This is a genomic window from Aliiroseovarius sp. ABM4_368, from assembly GCF_056161205.1.
This window is the reverse complement of record NZ_JBSWYR010000001.1, coordinates 319,039-339,083: the sequence shown is the minus strand read 5'-3', so window position 1 is coordinate 339,083 and position 20,045 is coordinate 319,039. Positions and strand designations below refer to the sequence as shown.

Annotated in this window: 18 protein-coding genes; 10 read left to right on the top strand and 8 right to left on the bottom strand. The window is 58.5% G+C overall.

Annotation, left to right across the window (positions count from 1 at the left end; translation table 11 throughout):
* Window positions 1-9: 9 nt before the first annotated feature.
* The 4 genes from ACXAH3_RS01755 (at window position 10) to ACXAH3_RS01740 (ending at window position 3,024) form a co-directional block, all read left to right on the top strand.
* Window positions 10-984, top strand: coding sequence for a type II secretion system F family protein (locus ACXAH3_RS01755; RefSeq protein WP_474860347.1), 975 nt, complete (start codon window positions 10-12; stop codon window positions 982-984).
* 110 nt (window positions 985-1,094) lie between these two features.
* A complete protein-coding gene (locus tag ACXAH3_RS01750) occupies window positions 1,095-1,622 on the top strand; it encodes a tetratricopeptide repeat protein (RefSeq protein WP_474860345.1) in 528 nt (175 codons plus the stop codon).
* A 30-nt stretch (window positions 1,623-1,652) separates the two neighbouring features.
* Entirely contained in the window at window positions 1,653-2,519 is an 867-nt protein-coding gene (locus tag ACXAH3_RS01745) for a tetratricopeptide repeat protein (RefSeq protein WP_474860344.1), read from the top strand.
* A gap of 4 nt (window positions 2,520-2,523) precedes the next feature.
* On the top strand, window positions 2,524-3,024 hold the full coding sequence (locus ACXAH3_RS01740; protein ID WP_474860343.1) for a prepilin peptidase: 501 nt from the start codon (window positions 2,524-2,526) through the stop codon (window positions 3,022-3,024).
* A gap of 54 nt (window positions 3,025-3,078) precedes the next feature.
* Here ACXAH3_RS01740 and ACXAH3_RS01735 read toward each other — a convergent pair whose 3' ends face one another.
* Window positions 3,079-4,770, bottom strand: coding sequence for an MFS transporter (locus ACXAH3_RS01735; RefSeq protein ID WP_474860342.1), 1,692 nt, complete (start codon window positions 4,768-4,770; stop codon window positions 3,079-3,081).
* A gap of 127 nt (window positions 4,771-4,897) precedes the next feature.
* On the opposite strand from ACXAH3_RS01735, the gene ACXAH3_RS01730 reads away from it, so the two are divergent.
* The 6 genes from ACXAH3_RS01730 to ACXAH3_RS01705 all read left to right on the top strand — a co-directional run bounded on the left by ACXAH3_RS01730 (window position 4,898) and on the right by ACXAH3_RS01705 (window position 11,366).
* Complete coding sequence (locus ACXAH3_RS01730) at window positions 4,898-6,211, top strand: ATPase (protein ID WP_474860341.1); 1,314 nt, start codon at window positions 4,898-4,900, stop codon at window positions 6,209-6,211.
* Between the two features lie 111 nt (window positions 6,212-6,322).
* Entirely contained in the window at window positions 6,323-8,752 is a 2,430-nt protein-coding gene (locus ACXAH3_RS01725; RefSeq protein ID WP_474860340.1) for a ligase-associated DNA damage response DEXH box helicase, read from the top strand.
* Window positions 8,753-8,798: 46 nt separating this feature from the next.
* Window positions 8,799-9,461, top strand: coding sequence for a ligase-associated DNA damage response endonuclease PdeM (gene pdeM, locus ACXAH3_RS01720; RefSeq protein WP_474860339.1), 663 nt, complete (start codon window positions 8,799-8,801; stop codon window positions 9,459-9,461).
* 67 nt (window positions 9,462-9,528) lie between these two features.
* Window positions 9,529-9,972, top strand: a complete 444-nt coding sequence (locus ACXAH3_RS01715; protein WP_474860338.1) for a PaaI family thioesterase — start codon at window positions 9,529-9,531, stop codon at window positions 9,970-9,972.
* A gap of 57 nt (window positions 9,973-10,029) precedes the next feature.
* A complete protein-coding gene (locus ACXAH3_RS01710; protein WP_474860337.1) occupies window positions 10,030-10,824 on the top strand; it encodes a crotonase/enoyl-CoA hydratase family protein in 795 nt (264 codons plus the stop codon).
* Window positions 10,825-10,943: 119 nt separating this feature from the next.
* Complete coding sequence (locus ACXAH3_RS01705) at window positions 10,944-11,366, top strand: hypothetical protein (RefSeq protein ID WP_474860336.1); 423 nt, start codon at window positions 10,944-10,946, stop codon at window positions 11,364-11,366.
* A gap of 108 nt (window positions 11,367-11,474) precedes the next feature.
* On the opposite strand, the gene folD is transcribed toward ACXAH3_RS01705, so the two are convergent.
* From folD to ybgF, 7 genes are all read right to left on the bottom strand, one after another.
* Window positions 11,475-12,365: a bifunctional methylenetetrahydrofolate dehydrogenase/methenyltetrahydrofolate cyclohydrolase FolD gene (gene folD, locus ACXAH3_RS01700; RefSeq protein ID WP_474860335.1), complete on the bottom strand. Its 891-nt coding sequence runs from the start codon at window positions 12,363-12,365 to the stop codon at window positions 11,475-11,477.
* Between the two features lie 17 nt (window positions 12,366-12,382).
* Window positions 12,383-13,276, bottom strand: coding sequence for a bifunctional 5,10-methylenetetrahydrofolate dehydrogenase/5,10-methenyltetrahydrofolate cyclohydrolase (locus ACXAH3_RS01695; RefSeq protein ID WP_474860334.1), 894 nt, complete (start codon window positions 13,274-13,276; stop codon window positions 12,383-12,385).
* A 78-nt stretch (window positions 13,277-13,354) separates the two neighbouring features.
* Window positions 13,355-15,031 (bottom strand): formate--tetrahydrofolate ligase, encoded by a 1,677-nt coding sequence (locus ACXAH3_RS01690; protein WP_474860333.1) that lies wholly within the window; start codon window positions 15,029-15,031, stop codon window positions 13,355-13,357.
* A gap of 211 nt (window positions 15,032-15,242) precedes the next feature.
* Window positions 15,243-15,830 carry an MOSC domain-containing protein gene (locus ACXAH3_RS01685; RefSeq protein WP_474860332.1) on the bottom strand — a complete coding sequence of 196 codons (588 nt, stop codon included), beginning with the start codon at window positions 15,828-15,830 and terminating at the stop codon, window positions 15,243-15,245.
* Window positions 15,831-15,955: 125 nt separating this feature from the next.
* Window positions 15,956-17,872: an ATP-dependent zinc metalloprotease FtsH gene (ftsH, locus tag ACXAH3_RS01680; RefSeq protein ID WP_474860331.1), complete on the bottom strand. Its 1,917-nt coding sequence runs from the start codon at window positions 17,870-17,872 to the stop codon at window positions 15,956-15,958.
* Between the two features lie 87 nt (window positions 17,873-17,959).
* A complete protein-coding gene (gene tilS / locus ACXAH3_RS01675) occupies window positions 17,960-19,198 on the bottom strand; it encodes a tRNA lysidine(34) synthetase TilS (RefSeq protein WP_474860330.1) in 1,239 nt (412 codons plus the stop codon).
* The gene (ybgF, locus tag ACXAH3_RS01670) at window positions 19,195-20,028 is read right to left on the bottom strand and encodes a tol-pal system protein YbgF (protein ID WP_474860329.1); all 834 of its coding nucleotides are present in this window, start codon (window positions 20,026-20,028) and stop codon (window positions 19,195-19,197) included. The genes tilS and ybgF overlap by 4 nt, the downstream gene beginning before the upstream one ends.
* Window positions 20,029-20,045: the final 17 nt, after the last annotated feature.

Genomic DNA, 20,045 nt, shown 5'->3' with positions numbered 1-20,045 from the left:
GGATTCAAAATGCAGCAGCTAAATGACTATCTGATCGACCTTCTTGGCCCCGCCGGGCCCATTCTTGCACTGGGTGGCGTCGGGATCATCTTGATCGTGATCACCCTGCCCTTCGCCCTTCGCAAGCAAGTCGACCCGCTGACCAAGGTCAAAGAGCTGCGCGAGGGAAACAAGAACAAGGCCGAGAAGGCCGACCTTCGTGTCGCCCAAGGCTCGACCAAGCTCGAGAAATACTCGGCGTTTCTGGAACCGCAGGACGCGGAAGAGTTTTCGGCCATCCAACTGAAACTGCTGCAGGCCGGTTATCCCGGCAAGAATGCGGTCCAGACCTATCACTTTGCACAATTTATTCTTGGCATTGGGCTTTTGGTCGTTGGCGTCTTCATCACCCTGTTGAAGACCTCGAATGGGCAAGAACTGACCACGCAAGCGCGGATTCTGTGGATCATGATCCCGGGTGTCTGCGGCTATATGCTGCCGAAATATTGGGTCACGCGCCGCGTTGAAGAACGCAAGGAAGAGATCATCAACGGCTTCCCCGATGCGCTGGACATGATGCTGGTCTGCGTGGAAGCGGGTCAGTCTTTGGATCAGGCAATCTTGCGCGTCTCGACCGAGATCCGCGCCTCATACCCGGCGTTGGCGGATGAATACAGCATCGTCTCGAACGAAATGAAAGCCGGCAAGGACCGCGTGCAGGTGTTACGGGATATGTCCGAACGCTCGGGCGTGGCCGATATTTCCAGCTTCGTGACGGTGATGATCCAGTCCTCGACCTTCGGTACATCCATTGCCGAAGCGCTGCGCGTCTATGCATCGGAAATGCGCGACAAACGCGTGATGCGGGCCGAAGAGAAAGCCAACCAGCTTCCCACCAAGATGACTCTGGCAACAATGATGTTGACCGTACCGCCATTGTTGATCATTTTGCTTGGACCGTCTGTGCACGAAATTATTGAAACCTTCAAAAAGGTTCAGTTCTAACGCATTTGAAAGGCACCAAGATACCCATGCCAAACTTCGTGCCTTCATCTGCCCCATCTAGACGCCTCCCGTTCTTAACAACTTGCACCCTGACCCTGTGCGGCGCCTTCGTGCTGTCAGGGTGCGAGGGCAAAACAACCGGGTTTGGAAGCTCTGAAGACAGCCCCTATGCACCCAGCACGTTTCGCGGTGACGGGTCGATTGACGGGCTGACGCTTGGGCATCGCCTGACATCAGCTGGCGAACATGAATTGGCGCTGAAAGCCTATTTGCGTGCCGCGGCAGAGCAAGGGATCACAGTCGACGTCCTGTCCGCCATCGGATCGGCCAACCTGCAACTTGGTCGTTTGGGACAGGCCGAGAAACTTCTGCGCAGAGCCACGCAGATTGACGTGAACTTTGCCCCGGCCTGGAACAACCTTGGGGTCGTGCTGATGGAAACCGGTCAGGTTGGCGAAGCTGCCCGTGTTTTTCAGATCGCATTTGGCTTGGATCGTGGCCAATCTGCCGAAATTCGAGAGAATTTGCGCCTAGCGCTCGCCAATCAAGACAATCCGGACTATGATCCAAGCAATAATGATACATTTTCGCTGGTTCGCAGAGGGGCGGGTGACTACCTTCTTCTGTCCGAAATCTAGACGAAGAGACGAGCAGTAGAGGACGCAAACATGCGCCATTCCATTCTTCTTGCGCTCTGCGTAAGCAGCGCCATGGCACTATCGGCTTGCCAAAAACCCAATGACGAGGGCGAAGACGTCGAACGTTCCTTGGGTGACTTGAATGTCATTGATGAAAGCAATCTAAGCGAAATTATGCTGACCGTCGGGGATGCTGACGAAGCAGTGAACTATTTCCGCACCGCCGTTCAGCAAAAACCGGATCGCATCGACCTGCAACGCGGGCTTGGTCAATCCCTTATCCGCGCCAAGCGACCAGCGGAAGCCGTCAGTGTTTGGGTCAAAGTTCTGTCCCTTCCAGGAGCAACCAATGAAGATCGGGTGTCATATGCAGACGCGCTGATCCGCGCTGGAGATTGGGAAAAGGCCGAAGCCGAGCTGAACAAAATCCCCCCTACGCATGAAACTTTCCGCCGCTATCGTCTGGAAGCCATGGTGGCCGACAGCAACGAGAACTGGAAGAAAGCCGACAGCTTCTATCAGACGGCTGTAGGCCTGACGACCAACCCGGCGACCGTTATGAACAACTGGGGTTATTCCAAACTGACACGCGCCGATTACAAGGGGGCTGAAGACTTGTTCACGCAGTCCCTGCGCTATGACAGCTCGCGGTTTACCACCAAGAACAATTTGGTTCTGGCCCGGGGCGCTCAGCGCAAATACGATCTTCCGGTCATCAAAATGTCCCAGATCGAACGCGCGCAGCTTCTGCATACGCTGGCCTTGTCCGCCATCAAACAGGGTGATGTGACAACCGGCAAAGCGCTTTTGCAGGAAGCCATCGACACGCACCCACAGCATTTCGAAGCCGCCTCGCGCGCTTTGGAGGCTTTGGAAAACAACGTCTCGAACGGATAATCATATGATCACCGCATTGACACAATCGGCTGCTCTGGCCTTTCTGCCCTTGGCGCTTATCGTTTGCGGTTGGATCATCTGGTCTGACCTGTCCCGCATGAAAATCCCCAACAAGGCAGTACTTGTTTTGTTGGCAGGATACGCCGTTTTGGGCCTGTTGGTCCTTGATATGGAAACTTACCTCTGGCGCTGGTCGCATTTCGCTGTTGTGCTGGCAATTGGCTTTGCCATGAACATGGCCAACATGCTGGGGGCCGGAGACGCGAAATTCGCAGCCGCCATCGCCCCCTATATCGCGCTTGCAGACGGGTTTCTGATCTTGGCGATCTTTATGTTCATGATCCTGTTCGGCTTTGCCATCCATCGGATGCTGCGCAAAATCACGGCCCTGCGCGAACGGACGCCAGATTGGAAAAGCTGGACCCACAAGGATTATCCGATGGGGTTCAGCATCAGCTTGACCTTCCTGACCTATCTGACCTTTGCCGCACTTGGCGGCGCCTGATCAGATCGAACCCAAAGAAAAGCCGCGCGGTGAGGGATGATCGCGCGGCTTTTTTCATTCCTGATCGCCGTTCTCTTCTTCTTGATCGTCCTTGTCTGGCACCGGCTCTGCCTTCAGACCAGGCAAGGCATAGACCGTGTAAAGATCGGTCCGCCGCACTTCTGTGACCTGATCAATCCAGCTTTGCGCCGAGATATCGTCAAGGATGGAATTGCGCACATCAGCCCCGATTGGGCAGCTGGGAACCAGCAGGTAGTCGGCGTTCTCGATCCCTGACAGATCTCCGTAATACCACGGAGCACCGCCTTTAACCGGCGTCAAATCAGCGTAAAGCCAAAAGCTGTTCAGCAGGTCCGCCGTAAAGAACGAGGCCCCTTTGTTCCACGCGGCCAAGTCCTTGGCGACGGTTTCATACCAGCCCACCAGCCCTGTATCGAGCGAACAAAACGCAATGCCTTCACCCTTGAAATTCACACCAGTTTTTTCGCGATCGGCAAGCTCGGCGTATTGGGCGAAAGGCGTGTCCGGGCCATCCAGAGCCGAGACATAGTTCAACTGATACATCCGCTTCGCGTAGGATTTCAGATCTTCATGCACGCCAGATGCCGGCAGCAATGGCTCATAGTCCTCTTCTTTGGTCGCCAAATGGCGAAACGGGCTGGCCGTCAGGTTCAACATGCTTGGCGTAGAAAACGCAATTGCGGCAACCGCGCAGATTGTAACGGCTCGGCGAAGGTCCCAACCAAATCCGTTCTGCGCCCCTGCCTCGGGTAGGCGTACGAACAGAAGGATACCCAACAGCCACAGCCATTGCGGATCATTCCCGTAGTTCTGGAAGGTGACATAGAAAAAGGCCGGGGCCAGAAACAACAGCATCATCCCTTCCGTCTGACGACCTGCCTGCCGCAAGAAGATCACCGATGCCAACAAAACCAGTGACCCGCCCAAATAGGCCGGCGCGCTGACGACGTCGCTGAACTCGCGTCCCGGCTGCGGTCGGATATCCGAGCCCGCAACATTCAGAAGGTCCAAAAGATAGGTCAACCAGAACATCGGCGTGCCCACGATCAGCGTCATCAAGCCAGCGATTACAAGCCCGCTGACCATCGCCCAAATCACAGTTTTCCACGCGCTGCGCGCCAGAAGCCCAATCAGGATTGGAAAGAAGAAGGCCGCAAAATAAGTCATCTTGATCAATGCCATAACTGACATCATGGATCCGACGACCACCCCGTCGACTATGGGGCGATCTCGATCATTGACCGGTGGAAGGAACGCAACCGAAATCGCCAAGAAGGCGGCGGCCCAAGCCCAGCGGTTATAGTGCATCGAGATCGACACCGAATCCTGACTTTCGCCATGTACCAGCGCCACGGCAAAGATCAGGATTGTCGCCGCAAACAGATAGGCCCAGCCCCGAACGAACCGGCTGCGCGCGACCCACCACGCAAAAGGAAACAGGCACGCAGCGACCAGAAACTGCCCCGCCAATATCGCCTGCCCCACGCCCATTCCCGCTTTCAGGAACACGACTATCGGGGCGAAGGCCAGAATGCCAATCGGGGTCATGAAGTCCAGGTGGGGCAACTCGCCCTCTTGCATTCGGAACAGCATTTGCAGCAGGTGCAACGTGTCCCCTTCATGCTTGCCGATGTAAAATCCGCCTTTGGCGAATGTCAGCACCGCATAGCCTGCCAGAAGCGCGGTCATGAAGACCGCCAAAATCTTACCACGATTTGTGCTCATACCTGCCCTCATTCTTTTGTAGCCAAATTAGCGTCAATGCATTCTCAGGCAAGACTTTGTAAGCAAAAGAGTATATACGTACTCAGACAACAACAGAACCATCTGAACCAAGGATCGGGCAAAGAAAATGAATGTGCAACCGGCTGATATGATTGCTCCTCCGGGGCTGAAAACCGCAAGCGATCTTGGGCTGACAACGGTGATGATGCGGGACATCCTGCTGAAAACCATGTTCCGCACCAATCTGGAACGGATCACCGATTTGGAACGCGCCCTGTGCGTCCCTGCCCGCGTGGTACAAGAGCTGATCGATATGGGACGCGACCTTGGCCTGGTCGAGGCGATGGGCACCATGCATGCCGGCGCACAAAGCTCGGAAATGGGGTATCGCCTGTCAGACACCGGCAAGGCCCGCGCGCTGGATGCGCTGTCACAGTCCGAATATTTCGGCGCCATGCCGGTCCCGATGGATGTCTATGCCAAGCAGGTGAAGCGCCAGTCGATCCGCAACATCACCATGACGCGCGACCAGTTGACCGGCGCGATGGGGCATCTGATCCTGCCCAATGACCTGCTGGACCAGCTGGGCCCGGCAGTCGGGTCAGGCCGTTCGATCCTGATGTACGGCCCTCCGGGCAACGGGAAGTCCTCGATTTCAAACGGGATCCGGGATGCGCTCGGGGACAAAATCTATGTTCCGAAAGCCATCGAATATTCCGGCCAGATCATCACTGTTTATGACCCGATTGTGCATTCCTCGGCGGAAGAGGATTTCGACAATCCCGACGCGCTGCGCCGCAAGGCCCGGAAATATGACCGCCGTTATGTGCTGTGCGACCGCCCGACCGTGATCACCGGGGGTGAGCTGTCACTGGACATGCTGGACCTTGTTTATAACCCTACGGCGCGAACCTATACGGCGTCGCTTCAGCTGAAATCCACCGGCGGCGTCTTCATCGTGGACGACCTTGGCCGTCAGGCCGAACCGCCGCAGGCACTGGTCAACCGCTGGATTGTTCCGCTGGAAGAAAACAAGGATATTCTGGCCCTGCAATCAGGCGAGAAATTCGAGGTACCCTTCGACACGCTGGTCATCTTCTCGACCAACTTCCACCCGAACAAGATCTTCGATAAGGCGGCCCTGCGCCGGATCTTCTATAAGATCAAAATCGACGGCCCGGATCAGGAGGACTTTCTGAAAATCTTCGCCATGGTCGCGAAGAAACGGAAGATGCCTCTGTCGCAGGATGCTCTGATCTATCTTCTGAAAAACAAGTATCCCCTGATCGACAACGTTTATGCGAACTATCAGCCGATCTTCCTAATCGACCAGATGATTTCAATTTGCGAGTTCGAGGGCATCCCGTACCAGATGACGCCCGAATTGATCGACCGCGCATGGGAAAACATGTTCGTCAAAGAAGAAGACATCGTGCACTGATCGGGCACATCACCGGAATGCTTGCAGGGGGTCGACAATTGTCGGCCCCTTTCCATGTCTGGGCGGCAAACACGCGATTGCCCCGCCGCATGTTTCCCCTATGCTGCACCCATGACCACCCTTCCCGCCGCATTTCAAAGATGGTTTTCCGACCGCAACTGGTCGCCCCATCCGCATCAGGTTCAGATACTCGCGCGTGCGCAGAATCCAGCCCTGATGCTGATCGCGCCCACCGGCGGCGGCAAGACGCTGGCCGGTTTTCTGCCTAGTCTGGTCGAGCTTGCAGCGGACCCAACCCCCGGTCTGCATACGCTTTACATCTCGCCCCTGAAGGCGCTGGCGGCGGATATGCGGCGCAATCTGACGACGCCGATTGACGACATGGGCCTGCCCATCCGGGTCGAGGATCGATCTGGCGACACGACCCAGACCCGCAAGAAAGCGCAGCGCGCCGACCCGCCGCATATCCTGCTGACGACACCGGAAAGCCTTGCCCTGTTGCTAAGTTACGAGGACGCCCCGCGCATCTTCGCGGGCTTGAGACGCGTGGTGGTGGACGAATTGCACGCGCTGGCGGAAAGCAAGCGGGGCGATCAGCTGATGCTGTGCCTATCCCGCCTGCAAGCCATGTGTCCGGGGCTGCGCCGTGTCGGGCTGTCCGCGACGGTCGAGGACCCTGCGGCGCTGGCGCGTTTCATCGCGCCCCACCCCGCCCCCTGCCATATCGTTCAGGCCGACCCCGGCCCGGACCCGGACATCGGCATGCTGTCCACCGACACCCCGCCCCCGTGGTCGGGCGGCGGCGGGCGCTATGCCATCCCCGAGGTGCTTGAACAGATTGCCCAGCACAAGACGACGCTGATTTTCCACAACACCCGCGCACAGGCCGAGATCTTCTTTCACGAGCTTTGGTTGGCCAATTCCGACGGCTTGCCCATCGGCATCCACCACGGATCGCTCGCGTTGGCGCAACGCAAAAAGGTCGAAGCTGCGATGGTCGCAGGCCAGTTGCGTGCGGTGGTCTGCACCGGGTCGCTGGACCTTGGGCTTGATTGGGGCGACGTGGATCTGGTCATTCAAGTCGGCGCGCCCAAAAACGTGAAACGTCTGGTACAGCGCATTGGCCGCGCCAATCACCGCTATAACGCGCCGTCGAAGGCGCTTATCCTGCCTGCCAACCGCTGGGAAGTGATTGAATGCCACGCCGCAATCGAAGCCGTGCTGGCCCATGATCTGGACGGAGACCCCCGCGGCCCCGGCCCGCAAGACGTGCTCTGCCAACACATCCTAATCACCGCCTGCGCAGCCCCTTTCGACGCAGATGCCCTGTTCGCCGAGGTCACAGGCGCAGGCCCCTATCGCGATCTGACACGCGCCGAATTTGACACCTGTTTAGATTTCGTGGCGACCGGTGGCTACGCACTGAAGGCCTATGACCGCTGGCAACGGCTGATGCAGCGCGAGGACGGCTTGTGGCGGTTACGCGATCCCCGCTTGTCGCAACAAGTGCGCATGAATATCGGCACGATCATCGACACAGACACGCTGAAGGTGCGCATGAAAGGGCGGTCCGGGGCGTCTGCCGGGAAGCCGTTGGGCGAGGTCGAAGAAAGCTTCGCAGCCTCTCTGGTGCCCGGCGACACGTTCCTGATGGGCGGGCAAATCGTGCGGTTTGAAAGCCTGCGCGAGATGGAGGTGCAGGTCAGCCGGGATCGTGGTCGCAAGCCAAAGCTGGCCGTATTTTCGGGTACGAAATTTGCGACCTCGACGCAGCTTTCCGTCCGTATCTTGGACCTGCTACACCGCCCCACCCTTCCCGATCTGCCCCAGCACACACTTGACTGGATCCGCTTGCAGGCACGGGTCAGCCAACTGCCTCGCGCGGGCCGCATCCTTGTGGAAAGTTTCGATCATGACGAGCGCGCCCATACCTGCATCTATGGCTTCGCGGGCAAGAACGCCCAGCAAACTCTGGGCCTGATGGTCACCCGCCAGATGGAGGAGTTGGGCCTTGGCCCGCTTGGCTTTGTCGCCACGGATTACGCCACATTAATCTGGTCCATCGAACCGATAAACGACCCTGCGCAGGTACTAAACGCGGATCAGCTTCATGACGGGCTCGAAGGCTGGCTGGCGGACAACGCCCTGATGAAACGCAGTTTCAAAGGGGCCGCGACCATCGCCGGGCTGATCACCCGCAACCTTCCGGGCAAGCGATCTTCTGGGCGACAGGCGACGTTTTCGTCCGATATTCTTTATGACACGCTGCGCAAATACGACCCCGACCATCTGCTTTTGCAGATCACCCGGACCGAGGCAATGCGCGGTCTTATCGGCTTTGGCCGCATTGACGAAATGCTGACCCGCACCGATGGCCGGATTGACCACGTGGTCGCGGATCAGGTCACGCCCTTCGCCGCCCCCCTGTTCCTTGAAGTCGGCAAAGTCCCCGTCGAAGGCGCGGGCCGCGAAGCTCTGCTTCAGGCCGAGGCGGATCGCCTGATGGAACAATCCGGCCTGTCGGCGCTTCTTCCTGAGTGACAGGGGCGAGCCACCGTGCCACACTCGTCTCGGGAAGGGTGTGAGTATGCAGGGTTTCAAGTTTGATTTTGCGGGCAAGCGGCTTGTCTTGCTTCCATCTGGTGCGCTGTGGTGGCCGGAACGATCTCTTTTATGCATATCAGATCTGCATCTCGGAAAATCGGAACGTATCGTGCGCCGCCTCGGCGACATGCTCCCTCCGTACGAGACCCGCGACACACTGGGACGGCTGGAAGAAGACCTGCGCCACACCGCTGCTGCCATCGTCGTCTGCCTTGGCGACAGTTTCGACGACATACGCGCGGCACAAAATCTGCCCGAGGACGAGATGCTGTGGATCACCCGTCTGATGGCAGGACGGCGCTGGGTCTGGATCGAAGGCAACCACGACCCCGGCCCGGTTGAATTTGGCGGCACCCATTTGGCCGAGCTGCACGAACCGCCGCTCTATTTCCGCCACATCGCGCGGGACGGTGCCAGCGGCGAAATCTCGGGGCATTATCACCCCAAAGCGCGACTTCACCTACGCAGCGGGTCCGTCAGTCGCCCCTGTATGCTGTTTGACGCAGACCGCGTGATCCTGCCCGCTTACGGGACTTATACCGGCGGACTGCGCTCGGACGATTTGACCTTGTCACGCCTGATGCGGAAAGAAGCCATCGCGGTGCTGACCGGCAATCCCCCACGCCCTATTCCGATGCCGCGCTAAGTCATGACGCCGCGTTTCAATTTCGCGACCGCCCCTTCGGGCTATGCTGGTCGCGAAAGGATCCGCCATGACCGACTTGCCCGCCGACACGATAACCCGCCTTCGCGACAGCTTCGCAGCGCAATCCCTGATGACATTTGTTGGGGCAAAGATGGACAGCTGCGCCCACGGGGTTTTCCGCATCACAAGCCCCATCCATGATGACATGAAACAGCAACACGATTTCGGCCATGCGGCGCTGACCTTCGCCTTGGGCGACACGGCAGCAGGCTATGCCGCGATGTCCATCATGCGCCCGGATCAAGAAGTGTTGACCGCCGAGATGAAAATCAATCTGCTCGCACCCGCCAAGGGCCAACGTTTGATCGCCGAAGGCCGCGTTATCAAAGCCGGACGCCGCCTGATCCCGGTCGAGGCCGACGTCTGGGCCGTCGATGGTGACAAGACCACCCACATCGCGCGGCTGATCGGAACAATGGTCCCCGTCGACATCCCGGTTGCCGCCACGTGAGACTTGCGCGCCTTTTGCTCGGCAGCGCAAACTTCGTTGAACACAAAGGATAAATTCATGTCAGACCGCGTCTCCATCACCGAAGAAAACCAAATCGCCACCGTCACCCTGACCCGCGCAGACAAGCGCAACGCGCTGGATCTGGATATGATCCGCGCCATCGTGGACGCGGGCGAAACCCTCGCCGCACGCAAAGACATCCGCGCCGTGGTGCTGACCGGCGACGGGCCTGCGTTCTCGGCCGGTCTGGACCTGAACGCCATGCCGCAGATTGCGCAGTTCGCGATGCAGGGCGGCGTGTTTCTGGAACGCACCCACAACAACTCGAACCTCTTCCAAGCCGCCAGCATGGTCTGGGCCGAAATGCCCCAACCGGTGATCGCCGCCGTGCATGGCTATGCGTTCGGCGGCGCGTTTCAGATCATGTTGGGCGCGGATATGCGTATCAGTGCGCCTGACACGCGCTTTTCCATCATGGAGGGCCGCTGGGGCATCATACCCGACATGGGCGGCATGGTCCTGATGCGCCGCTTGGCGCGGGGCGACGTAATCCGCAAACTGACCTATTCCGCCGAGCAATTCGAGGCCCCCGCCGCGCTGGACTGGGGCTTTGTGACCGAGATCTCAGACACACCTCTGGAACGCGCCCATGCCATCGCCACCGAGATCGCCTCGAAATCCCCCGACGCCATCCGCGCCGCCAAAGCCCTGATCCGCGACACCGAGCTGATGGACACCCGCGAGACGCTGATTGCAGAAAGCAAAGCGCAAGAAAAGCTGATGGGCACACCCAATCAGATGGAGGCGGTGATGGCGGGGATGCAGAAGCGGAAGGCCGAGTTTAAGGATTGAGGGGTTAATGCCATTGGGCAATGTCTGCATCAAACCCGAAGCGTTAGTTGCGCCCAGCCCGAGAACTCGATCTAGTTCGGTTGTACTAAATTCGCCAAAGAGTTCGTCGAGAAAACAACATGGATGAAGCAGATTTCAATGATCTTGTAGATTGTAAATTTCCATACAATGATCGATCCGCCGCAATCGCATTGATCGATCAGGCCAATGCCATATCACCGAATGCTATGTTTTTAGTTCTGTATGAAATTTGCCATCCGGGTGTTAGCGTAACTGTGTCGAAAGAAACCCTTCAAGAACTGATAGGTGCATGGACCGAGCGCATGGATCATCCATTGTCAGCCCCAATCGTTTCGGTTGCCCGTATCATCGCATCAGGTTCTGAATACTCAGTCGCTGGCGCGGCAACCTTGATGGAAGAAGTTGCGCAATATGAAGGCCAATACGCTGCACTCTCATTCGCCTACATGTCTTGCAATGATGCCGACGACATGTTGGAAGCCCGCGAAAGTGAAATCCGCGCCCAATGGGCCAATGGATAACGGTAGGTAAATGCACGAACCAAGCACACTTCGTCCGCACAGGCGTCGTCTTATAAATAACGGCGCCAAGTTCCCCTGACGCCGTCTCAATTCTCATAAACCCTCAGCTTACGCCGTCAGCCCGTCCGGCTCGGCCAGGCTGTTGGCGCGGCAGCAGGCGGTCAGGGTGTTGGCCAGAAGGCAGGCGATGGTCATCGGGCCGACGCCGCCGGGGACCGGTGTGATGGCCCCTGCCACTTTCGAGGCGCTTTCAAAGTCCACGTCGCCGACGAGCTTGTTCTTGCCGTCACGCTCGATCCGGTTGATGCCCACGTCGATCACGGTGGCGCCTTCGCGGATCCAATCTCCGGGCACCATTTCGGGGCGGCCGACGGCGGCGACAACGATGTCAGCACCGCGCACGACCTCGGGCAGGTCTTTGGTGCGGCTATGCGCGATTGTGACGGTACAGCTGTCACCCAGCAGCAGTTGTGCCATCGGTTTGCCCACGATGTTCGAGCGGCCAATGACAACGGCATTCAGCCCCGACAGCGAACCGTGGTGGTCACGCAGCAGCATCAGGCAGCCCAGCGGGGTGCAGGGCACCATCGACTTCTGACCGGTGCCCAGAAGGCCCACATTCGAGATGTGGAACCCGTCCACGTCCTTGGCCGGGTCGATCGCGTTGATCACAAGGTCTTCGTTCAGGTGACCGGGCAGCGGCAGCTGGACCAGAATGCCATGCACGGCGGGGTCGTTGTTCAGCTTGTCGATCAGCGCCAGCAGATCCTCTTCTTTGGTATCGGCGTCGAGCTTGTGCTCATAGCTGTTCATGCCGACTTCAACGGTCTGCTTACCCTTCGAGCGAACATAGACCTGCGACGCGGGATCTTCACCCACCAGCACAACGGCCAGACCGGGCGTGATGCCGCTTTCTTCCTTCAGGCGGGTTACGTGACCCGCGACCTTCTCGCGGACAGTTGCGGCAAACGCCTTGCCATCAATGATCTGAGCCGTCATCACGCTCTCCTTATCTGTCAGTCAAATTCGGAACGCGCATAGGCGTCACGATAGTGATTCATCTGCATTTCAGTTGCCAATACCGCGTTGGACATCAGGGTCGCAACCGTCACGGGGCCGACGCCGCCGGGAACAGGGGTGATCCAGCCCGCAACTTGGCTGCAGCTTTCGAAATCCACGTCGCCCACGGTCTTGCCGTCGACGCGGTTGATGCCGATGTCGATCACCGCGCAGCCAGGTTTCAGCATCTCGCCTGTCACCAGTCCGGGTTTGCCCACGGCGACGAACACGGCATCTGCAGCGCGGCTGTGCATCGCGACCGAGCGGGTCATATGGTGACACACGGTGACCGTCGCGCCCAGCCCCATCAGAAGGAAGGCGATGGGCTTGCCGACGATTTCCGAATGGCCGATCACGGTGACATTCAGCCCTTCCATGTCCAAGGGCAGCGTCTTCAGGATTTCGACAGCGGCCACAGCGGTACAGGGACCAAGCGCCAGATCGTTATAGACGATGTTCCCGATGGACGCGGGGTGCATCCCTTCCACATCTTTCAACGGATGGACCAGCTTTTGCAGGGTCTTCACCGGGATATGATCCGGCAGCGGGCGCTGAATGATGATGCCGTTCACGCGCGGGTCGGCGTTCAGGCCTTGGATGATACCGGTCAGCTGCTCCAGCGAGGTCTCGGCAGGATAGTTGCGCGCCTCGAACTCGACCCCGGCGCTTTCTGCCGATTTCTGCTGGTTGCGCACGTAAAGCTCAGCCGCGGCGACATCACCAACGGACAACGACACCAACTTGGGCGACCAGCCCTGTTCTGTCAGTTCAGCAGCGCGCACGGCCACATCCTTGCGCAAGTCGGCAGCAATCGCCTTGCCGTCAATCAGAGTGGCGGTGTTGCCAATCATGGCCCGTTCCTTCTTTGCGGGGAATTTCTGGGATCTTAAAAGCGAAGGGCGGGTTGTCCCCGCCCCTCGTCATCCTGTTTAGAACAGGCCTTCGATTTCGCCGTCGGCGTTCAGGCCAATGGACAGGGCCGCAGGTTTGCGCGGCAGGCCGGGCATTGTCATGATGTCGCCGCAGACGACAACGATGAAGCCAGCGCCAGCCGACAGGCGAACCTCGCGTACCGGAACCGAGTGGCCGGTGGGCGCGCCGCGCAAGCTTGGGTCGGTCGAGAACGAATACTGCGTTTTCGCCATGCAGACCGGCAGATTGCCATATCCAGCTTCTTCCCAGTCACGCAGCTGGTTGCGCACTTTGGCGTCGGCCAGAACCTCGTCGGCGCGATAGATGCGCTTGGCGATGGTCTCGATCTTTTCAAACAGCGGCATGTCGTCGGGATAGATGGGTGCAAAGGCCGATACGTCGGCGTCTGCGATTTCAGCCACGCGGGTGGCCAGATCAGCCGAGCCTTCCGAACCCAGTTCCCAGTGACGCGATACGATGGCTTCTGCACCATGGCCGTCTACGTAGTCTTTGACGGCAGCAACCTCGGCGTCGGTGTCATTGACGAAGTGGTTGATGGCAACCACAACCGGCACGCCGAACCCTTTCAGGTTCTCGATATGGCGACCAAGGTTGTCGCAACCGGCCTGTACGGCTTCGACGTTTTCATCACCCAGATCGGCCTTGGCAACGCCGCCGTTCATCTTCATCGCGCGCACCGTGGCCACCAACACGACGACCGAGGGCGCAAGTCCAGCCTTGCGGCATTTGATGTTCATGAACTTCTCGGCGCCAAGGTCAGCACCAAAGCCTGCTTCGGTCACGACATAGTCGGCCAGTTTCAACGCGGTGGTGGTCGCGATGACCGAGTTACAGCCGTGCGCGATGTTAGCGAACGGGCCGCCGTGGACGAAGGCAGGGTTGTTTTCCAGCGTCTGCACAAGGTTCGGCTGCATGGCGTCTTTCAGCAGAACGGTCATTGCACCGTCCGCGCCGATGTCGCGGCAATAGATGGCTTTGCGTTCGCGGGTATAGGCCACAATGATGTCACCCAGACGTTTCTGAAGGTCTTCCAAATTGTTAGCCAGACACAGGATTGCCATTACTTCCGAGGCCACGGTGATGTCATAGCCCGTCTGACGCGGGAAGCCGTTGGCAACGCCACCCAGCGAACAAACGATGTCACGCAGCGCACGGTCGTTCATATCAACCACGCGGCGCCATGCGACACGACGCTCGTCAATCTCAAGCTCGTTGCCCCAATAGATGTGGTTGTCGATCATCGCCGACAGAAGCGAGTGCGCCGAGGTGATGGCGTGGAAGTCGCCGGTGAAGTGCAGGTTCATCTCTTCCATCGGCACAACCTGCGCGTAACCGCCACCCGCAGCACCACCCTTCATCCCGAAGTTCGGACCAAGCGACGCTTCGCGAATACAGATCATCGCTTTCTTGCCAATGCGGTTCAGACCGTCGCCCAGACCAACGGTCGTGGTGGTCTTACCTTCACCCGCCGGGGTTGGGTTGATCGCGGTCACAAGGATCAGCTTGCCGTCCTTTTTGGACTGGACCGAGTTGATGAACTCTTGGCTAACCTTGGCCTTGTCGTGGCCATAGGGCAGCAGGTGCTCGGTCGGAATGCCCAGCTTGTCGCCGATTTCTTGTATCGGGCGCTTCTTGGCTTCGCGGGCGATTTCGATGTCAGATTTATAGCTCATGGCAGATCCTTCAGAAACGAGAGCATGTTCAAACGGCTGCATCCCTGTTAGCGCTGCAGCCAAATATCCATTCCTGCATAACGATCAGAATCCCGACAGACAGGGTGAAATCCGACATGTTTGCCGCCGATTTCGTCGAAATGGGGACCTCGCGTTTCCCATCCGCCCCCAAGGTTCTTGAAAGGAACCAAGGTTTCCCTGGCCAATTGGCTTACGGGTGTTGGGGCAGCCAGCCCCGCTGCGCGGGCACGAACAGGCGCAGGGGATCCCCTGTTTTCAATATCCCCGGACGTTCAACCCATGCAGTAACACCACGCTTACCAGAGGCCGCTTTTTTGAAACGAAGGCCATGTCCCGGCATCGCGCGTTCGACTTCGCGGGCAGAAACATTACAGGGCAGATTTTCGACGTCGATGGCCAGACAGGCGCCATTTTCCGACAAAAGGCGTGCAGATGGCGGGATATGGGTGAAATCGGGGATGCCATCGACGATCATTGACGCGCCCAGCCACGCGGGATCCAGCGAACTAAGGTCAAGCGACCGGGCAATCTGCGCCAGTTCTTCTGCCGACAGGATCGAGATCTGGCGCGTGTTGCGAATATCCGTTCTCAGCGGATACTGATTGGTCACGCGCGCACAGGACTCGCGCGTCAGACCTGAACGCGCCTCGCCCACCATCCCGTCATAGCTGACCACCACCGCCTCTCGTACCTCGCTGCGCATGCTGGCGTCGCGATCAGAGGTGAAACCAAGCCACGTGATCGTCGCGGTATAGTCAGTGGGGATCAAAGCGGGCATAGGCGGCTCCTATCAATTTGGGGAACCCTGCCCGGTCTCGCAGGCCGGGGCAAATCACACCTTATGTCGTCCTGAAAGAAAAAACCCCAGAGCGTGGCTCTGGGGTTTTGGTTTTATGCAGTGGGTTACACTGTGGGTTCCGGTTCCATCCCGCCATCGTCAGACGATTTCTTGCGGGGCTTGGTCTTCGGAATGGCCGCGACGGACGGGGCATTTCCTTCGTCCGGCGTGTCATCATCATCGGATGCATGGGGCGGCTCGCCCTTCATCACGCGTTCGATTTCGGCACCGGTAAGGGTTTCGTATTCCAAAAGACCCTGCGCCAGATTTTCCCATTCCTGCTTATTCTCGGTCAGGATTTTAAACGCGGTCTCATAGCCGTCTTGGATGAAGCCTTTGACCTCTTCCTCGATGAGCTCTTTCGTGTGCGCCGAGACCGAGAAACCAGCGGTATTGCCCTGATATCCCTCATGCGCTTCGGCATAGTCGATATTGCCAACTTTGTCGGACATACCCCAGCGCATCACCATGGCACGTGCCAGACCGGATGCTTGCTGAATATCCCCAGCTGGCCCGTTCGAGACATTGTCTTCGCCATATTTGATGATTTCGGCCGCCTTGCCCGCCATGGTCATGGCCAGCTTTTCTTCGCATTCCGACTTGTGCCAGTTCAGACGGTCAATCTCGGGCAGCGACACAACCATACCCAGCGCACCACCGCGCGGAATGATCGTTGCCTTATAGACCGGATCACATTGCGGCAGCTTCAGGCCAACCACGGCGTGACCGGCCTCGTGATAGGCGGTCTTTTCCTTCTGGTCGTCCGTCAGCACCATCGAGCGCCGTTCGGCCCCCATCATGACCTTGTCTTTCGCGTTCTCGAAATCTTCCATGGTCACGAACCGGCGACCCACACGGGCAGCCATCAATGCAGCTTCGTTCACGAGGTTCGCCAGATCAGCACCCGAGAAGCCCGGCGTACCACGCGCAATGATGCGCATGTCAGCGTCGGGGCCCAAAGGCACCTTGCGAGCGTGAACACCCAGAATTTTCTCGCGGCCCTTGATGTCCGGGTTCGGCACAGTGACCTGACGGTCAAAACGACCGGGACGCAGCAGGGCCGGATCCAGAACGTCACGACGGTTGGTCGCGGCCAGAATGATCACACCTTCATTGGCTTCAAAGCCGTCCATCTCGACCAGCAACTGGTTCAGGGTCTGCTCGCGTTCATCGTTGCCGCCGCCATAGCCGGCACCACGATGACGGCCAACGGCGTCGATTTCGTCAATGAAGACAATACAGGGCGCGTTTTTCTTGGCCTGTTCGAACATGTCACGGACGCGACTTGCACCAACGCCAACGAACATTTCAACGAAATCAGAACCCGAAATAGTGAAGAATGGCACGCCCGCCTCGCCTGCAATCGCACGCGCCAGCAGCGTTTTACCGGTGCCCGGAGGGCCAACCAGAAGCGCACCTTTAGGGATCTGACCACCAAGGCGGCTGAACTTCTGCGGGTTGCGCAGGAATTCCACGATCTCTTCCAGTTCTTCCTTCGCCTCGTCAATGCCGGCCACGTCGTCAAAGGTCACACGTCCCTCACGCTCGGTCAGCATTTTGGCTTTCGACTTGCCAAAACCCATGGCACCACCGCCCCCGCGACCTTGCATCCGGTTCATCATGAAGAACCAGAAACCGATCAGCAGAGCCACCGGCAAAAGCAATGTCACAATGCTCATGAAACCTGATTGCTGTTGCGGTTCCGCAGTTACTTCGACGCCTTCAGCAATCAGCAGATCCGTCACGGCCGCATCACGCGGAACAATCGTCTGATAGATTTTGCCGTCGCCAGCCTGATAGATCAGCTTTTCGCCATCTAGCGTGACGGATTTAACGTTGTCGCCCTCAACGGCGGCGATAAATTCGGAATAGGTTGCTTGTGATGATGCAAGCCCGGACTGACCGTTCGAGAACAGGTTGAACAAGGCCAGGATCAGTACAAACAGCACAATCCAAAAGGCGAAATTTCTCGCGTTGCCCAAGGGGGATCTCCTTCAGATGCCATAGCGACGGGGCGCCAAACGACCGTTTAGCGCTTTGTCCTTAAAATAGGGATGATTGGCCAAGGTTCAATGCGATAAAATGGCCTTTAGGAAATCGGCTTTGCTTGGCCCATCCAGTTTGACGCCATCGCGGGTCAAACCAGCGGCCGGAGCAGCTGATAAAGTGTCGTCATCAAACAGCGCGGGCGTCGTCATCAAACGGTCACGGGGATGCCCGGTTACACGCCAATCTGCGCAGTCCGTGATGGCCTGCCCCAATACGCGGACCTGAGAAGTTTCTGGGCCGGACAGCACCCAGCGCCCGTCCCAAACCTCGCCCGGATTACCCACTTCGTCACGGATCGCGTTCAACTCGCGCCCGACGATGATCTGCCCTGCCTTCAAGATCAGAATGCATCCTGACAAGGTGCGTCGTTTACCGCTAAGCACCTGATCCTCAACCTCTTTCAGCGCATCATAGCGCGGACGATAGGCGGCGCCGGACACAAACCGGATCGCTGCCGACAGCAATCGGTGCCGGGTTTCAATAGGCAACCGGACATAGCTTTCGGCGTCAAACACGACGTCGCCCAGCATCACCTCGGCGCAGGTTTCTGCCGCTGCAACAGCGGCTTGGGTCAATGCCAAACGTGCCTCGGTCATGCGCTGCGCGGTGCCCACCAGACGGTCACGATCCAAGCCCAAAAGGGCCAAATCTTCCATCGCTTTGCGCACCCGGACCCGTTCATATCGTGTATCCACGTTCGATGGGTCGTCGATCCATTCCTCCCCGCGTTCGGTAAGAAAAAGTCTCAAACCTTCTCGACATGTCCCCAGAACCGGACGCAGCCAGCGCATATTTTGCGCCATCCAGTCATCTTGCATCGCAGCCAGCCCATCCACGCCCGACCCGCGTGCTAGGCGCATGATAAAGGTCTCGGCCTGATCATCAGAGGTATGTGCCACCGCCACGGCGTCCAGATCCAGACCACGCGCCCATGCGGCCAGAAGGTCATAGCGCGCGCTGCGTGCCGCGCTTTGGATATTGCCGCTTGGGACTTCATCCCAAGTCAACGTGTCATGGGCCACGCCAAGCTCGGCACAGTGCGCCTTGACCCATAGGGCCTCGTCCGTGGCTTCGATGCGCAACCCGTGATCCACAGTGGCCACCCGCAGCTTTATCCCCTGCCCTTTGGCCCAATCAACGGCCAATCCCAGCATCGCCATGCTGTCACTGCCACCCGACACGGCCAATCCAAGACGCGAAACGGGCCCGCGCTGGCGGGCCCGGTCCAAGGCAATTTCAAATGTCTGTTTTGGCGTCACGGGCAACCAAGGGCCTGACGGGATGCGGTCGCATCCGCCACAGCAGGTGCGCCGGGGAAACGTTTACCCACTTCAGCCAACGTCGCGCAGGCTTCGTTGATCTGTCCAAGCCCACCCAGCGAATGCCCCAAACGATAGAGCGCATCCGGCGCGCGTTCGCTGTTAGGCGCGCCAGAAAACGCGTTCAGATAGGCGCGCGCGGCGTTCTTGATGTCACCCGATCCAGTCAGCGCTTCGCCGCGCTGGAAATGCGCCTCTGATGTCAGCGGACTGCCCGGATAGTTGTCGACAAACTGCGTATACAGCGTCGCAGCTTGCGCATAGTCACCCGCTTCAAGCGCGTCACCCGCAGCGTCGAAATCCTGCTTCTCGCCCACCGCAAGCTGGGTTTCTGGCACAAGCGTCGTCTCGGGCGCGGTCACCGGACCTTCTGGTGCTGCCCCGCCCCCAAGGGTCGAAGTTTCGCCCAGCTTCGAGATGTCGCCGCCCTCAAGCTCGACCAGACGGAATTCCAGATCGCCGATCCGGTTGGTGCCGTCTTTTACGATCGAGTTGATGCGGAACTCCAACTGTTCGGTCAACGAGGTCAGCCGCGACAGCTCGCCTTCGATGGCGGACATGCGCTGGGATAGGCTGCCAACACCGGTGGTCACATTGGCACCGCCCGTGGTCGACAGCTCGGTCTTCAGCTTCTGGATCTCGACATAAAGAACGGTCAGTTCCTGCCGGATGTCTGCCAGCGATTGCGCGCGGTCTTGCGCCGACGCCAAGACGGGCGCCCCCATCAAAACGGCGCCCAGCAACAAGGCTCTCAGGGATTTTGCAACCATATCTCAGGCCCTCTTTA

Coding starts and splice junctions, on each gene's coding strand:
- ACXAH3_RS01705 (WP_474860336.1), top strand. CDS start 10,944: ATGGATGAAGCAGATTTCAATGATCTTGTAGATTGTAAATTTCCATAC.
- ACXAH3_RS01735 (WP_474860342.1), bottom strand. CDS start 4,770: ATGAGCACAAATCGTGGTAAGATTTTGGCGGTCTTCATGACCGCGCTT.
- ACXAH3_RS01685 (WP_474860332.1), bottom strand. CDS start 15,830: ATGCCCGCTTTGATCCCCACTGACTATACCGCGACGATCACGTGGCTT.
- ACXAH3_RS01695 (WP_474860334.1), bottom strand. CDS start 13,276: ATGATTGGCAACACCGCCACTCTGATTGACGGCAAGGCGATTGCTGCC.
- ACXAH3_RS01715 (WP_474860338.1), top strand. CDS start 9,529: ATGACCGACTTGCCCGCCGACACGATAACCCGCCTTCGCGACAGCTTC.
- folD (WP_474860335.1), bottom strand. CDS start 12,365: ATGACGGCTCAGATCATTGATGGCAAGGCGTTTGCCGCAACTGTCCGC.
- ACXAH3_RS01755 (WP_474860347.1), top strand. CDS start 10: ATGCAGCAGCTAAATGACTATCTGATCGACCTTCTTGGCCCCGCCGGG.
- ACXAH3_RS01710 (WP_474860337.1), top strand. CDS start 10,030: ATGTCAGACCGCGTCTCCATCACCGAAGAAAACCAAATCGCCACCGTC.
- pdeM (WP_474860339.1), top strand. CDS start 8,799: ATGCAGGGTTTCAAGTTTGATTTTGCGGGCAAGCGGCTTGTCTTGCTT.
- ybgF (WP_474860329.1), bottom strand. CDS start 20,028: ATGGTTGCAAAATCCCTGAGAGCCTTGTTGCTGGGCGCCGTTTTGATG.
- ACXAH3_RS01745 (WP_474860344.1), top strand. CDS start 1,653: ATGCGCCATTCCATTCTTCTTGCGCTCTGCGTAAGCAGCGCCATGGCA.
- ACXAH3_RS01725 (WP_474860340.1), top strand. CDS start 6,323: ATGACCACCCTTCCCGCCGCATTTCAAAGATGGTTTTCCGACCGCAAC.
- ACXAH3_RS01690 (WP_474860333.1), bottom strand. CDS start 15,031: ATGAGCTATAAATCTGACATCGAAATCGCCCGCGAAGCCAAGAAGCGC.
- ACXAH3_RS01730 (WP_474860341.1), top strand. CDS start 4,898: ATGAATGTGCAACCGGCTGATATGATTGCTCCTCCGGGGCTGAAAACC.
- ACXAH3_RS01740 (WP_474860343.1), top strand. CDS start 2,524: ATGATCACCGCATTGACACAATCGGCTGCTCTGGCCTTTCTGCCCTTG.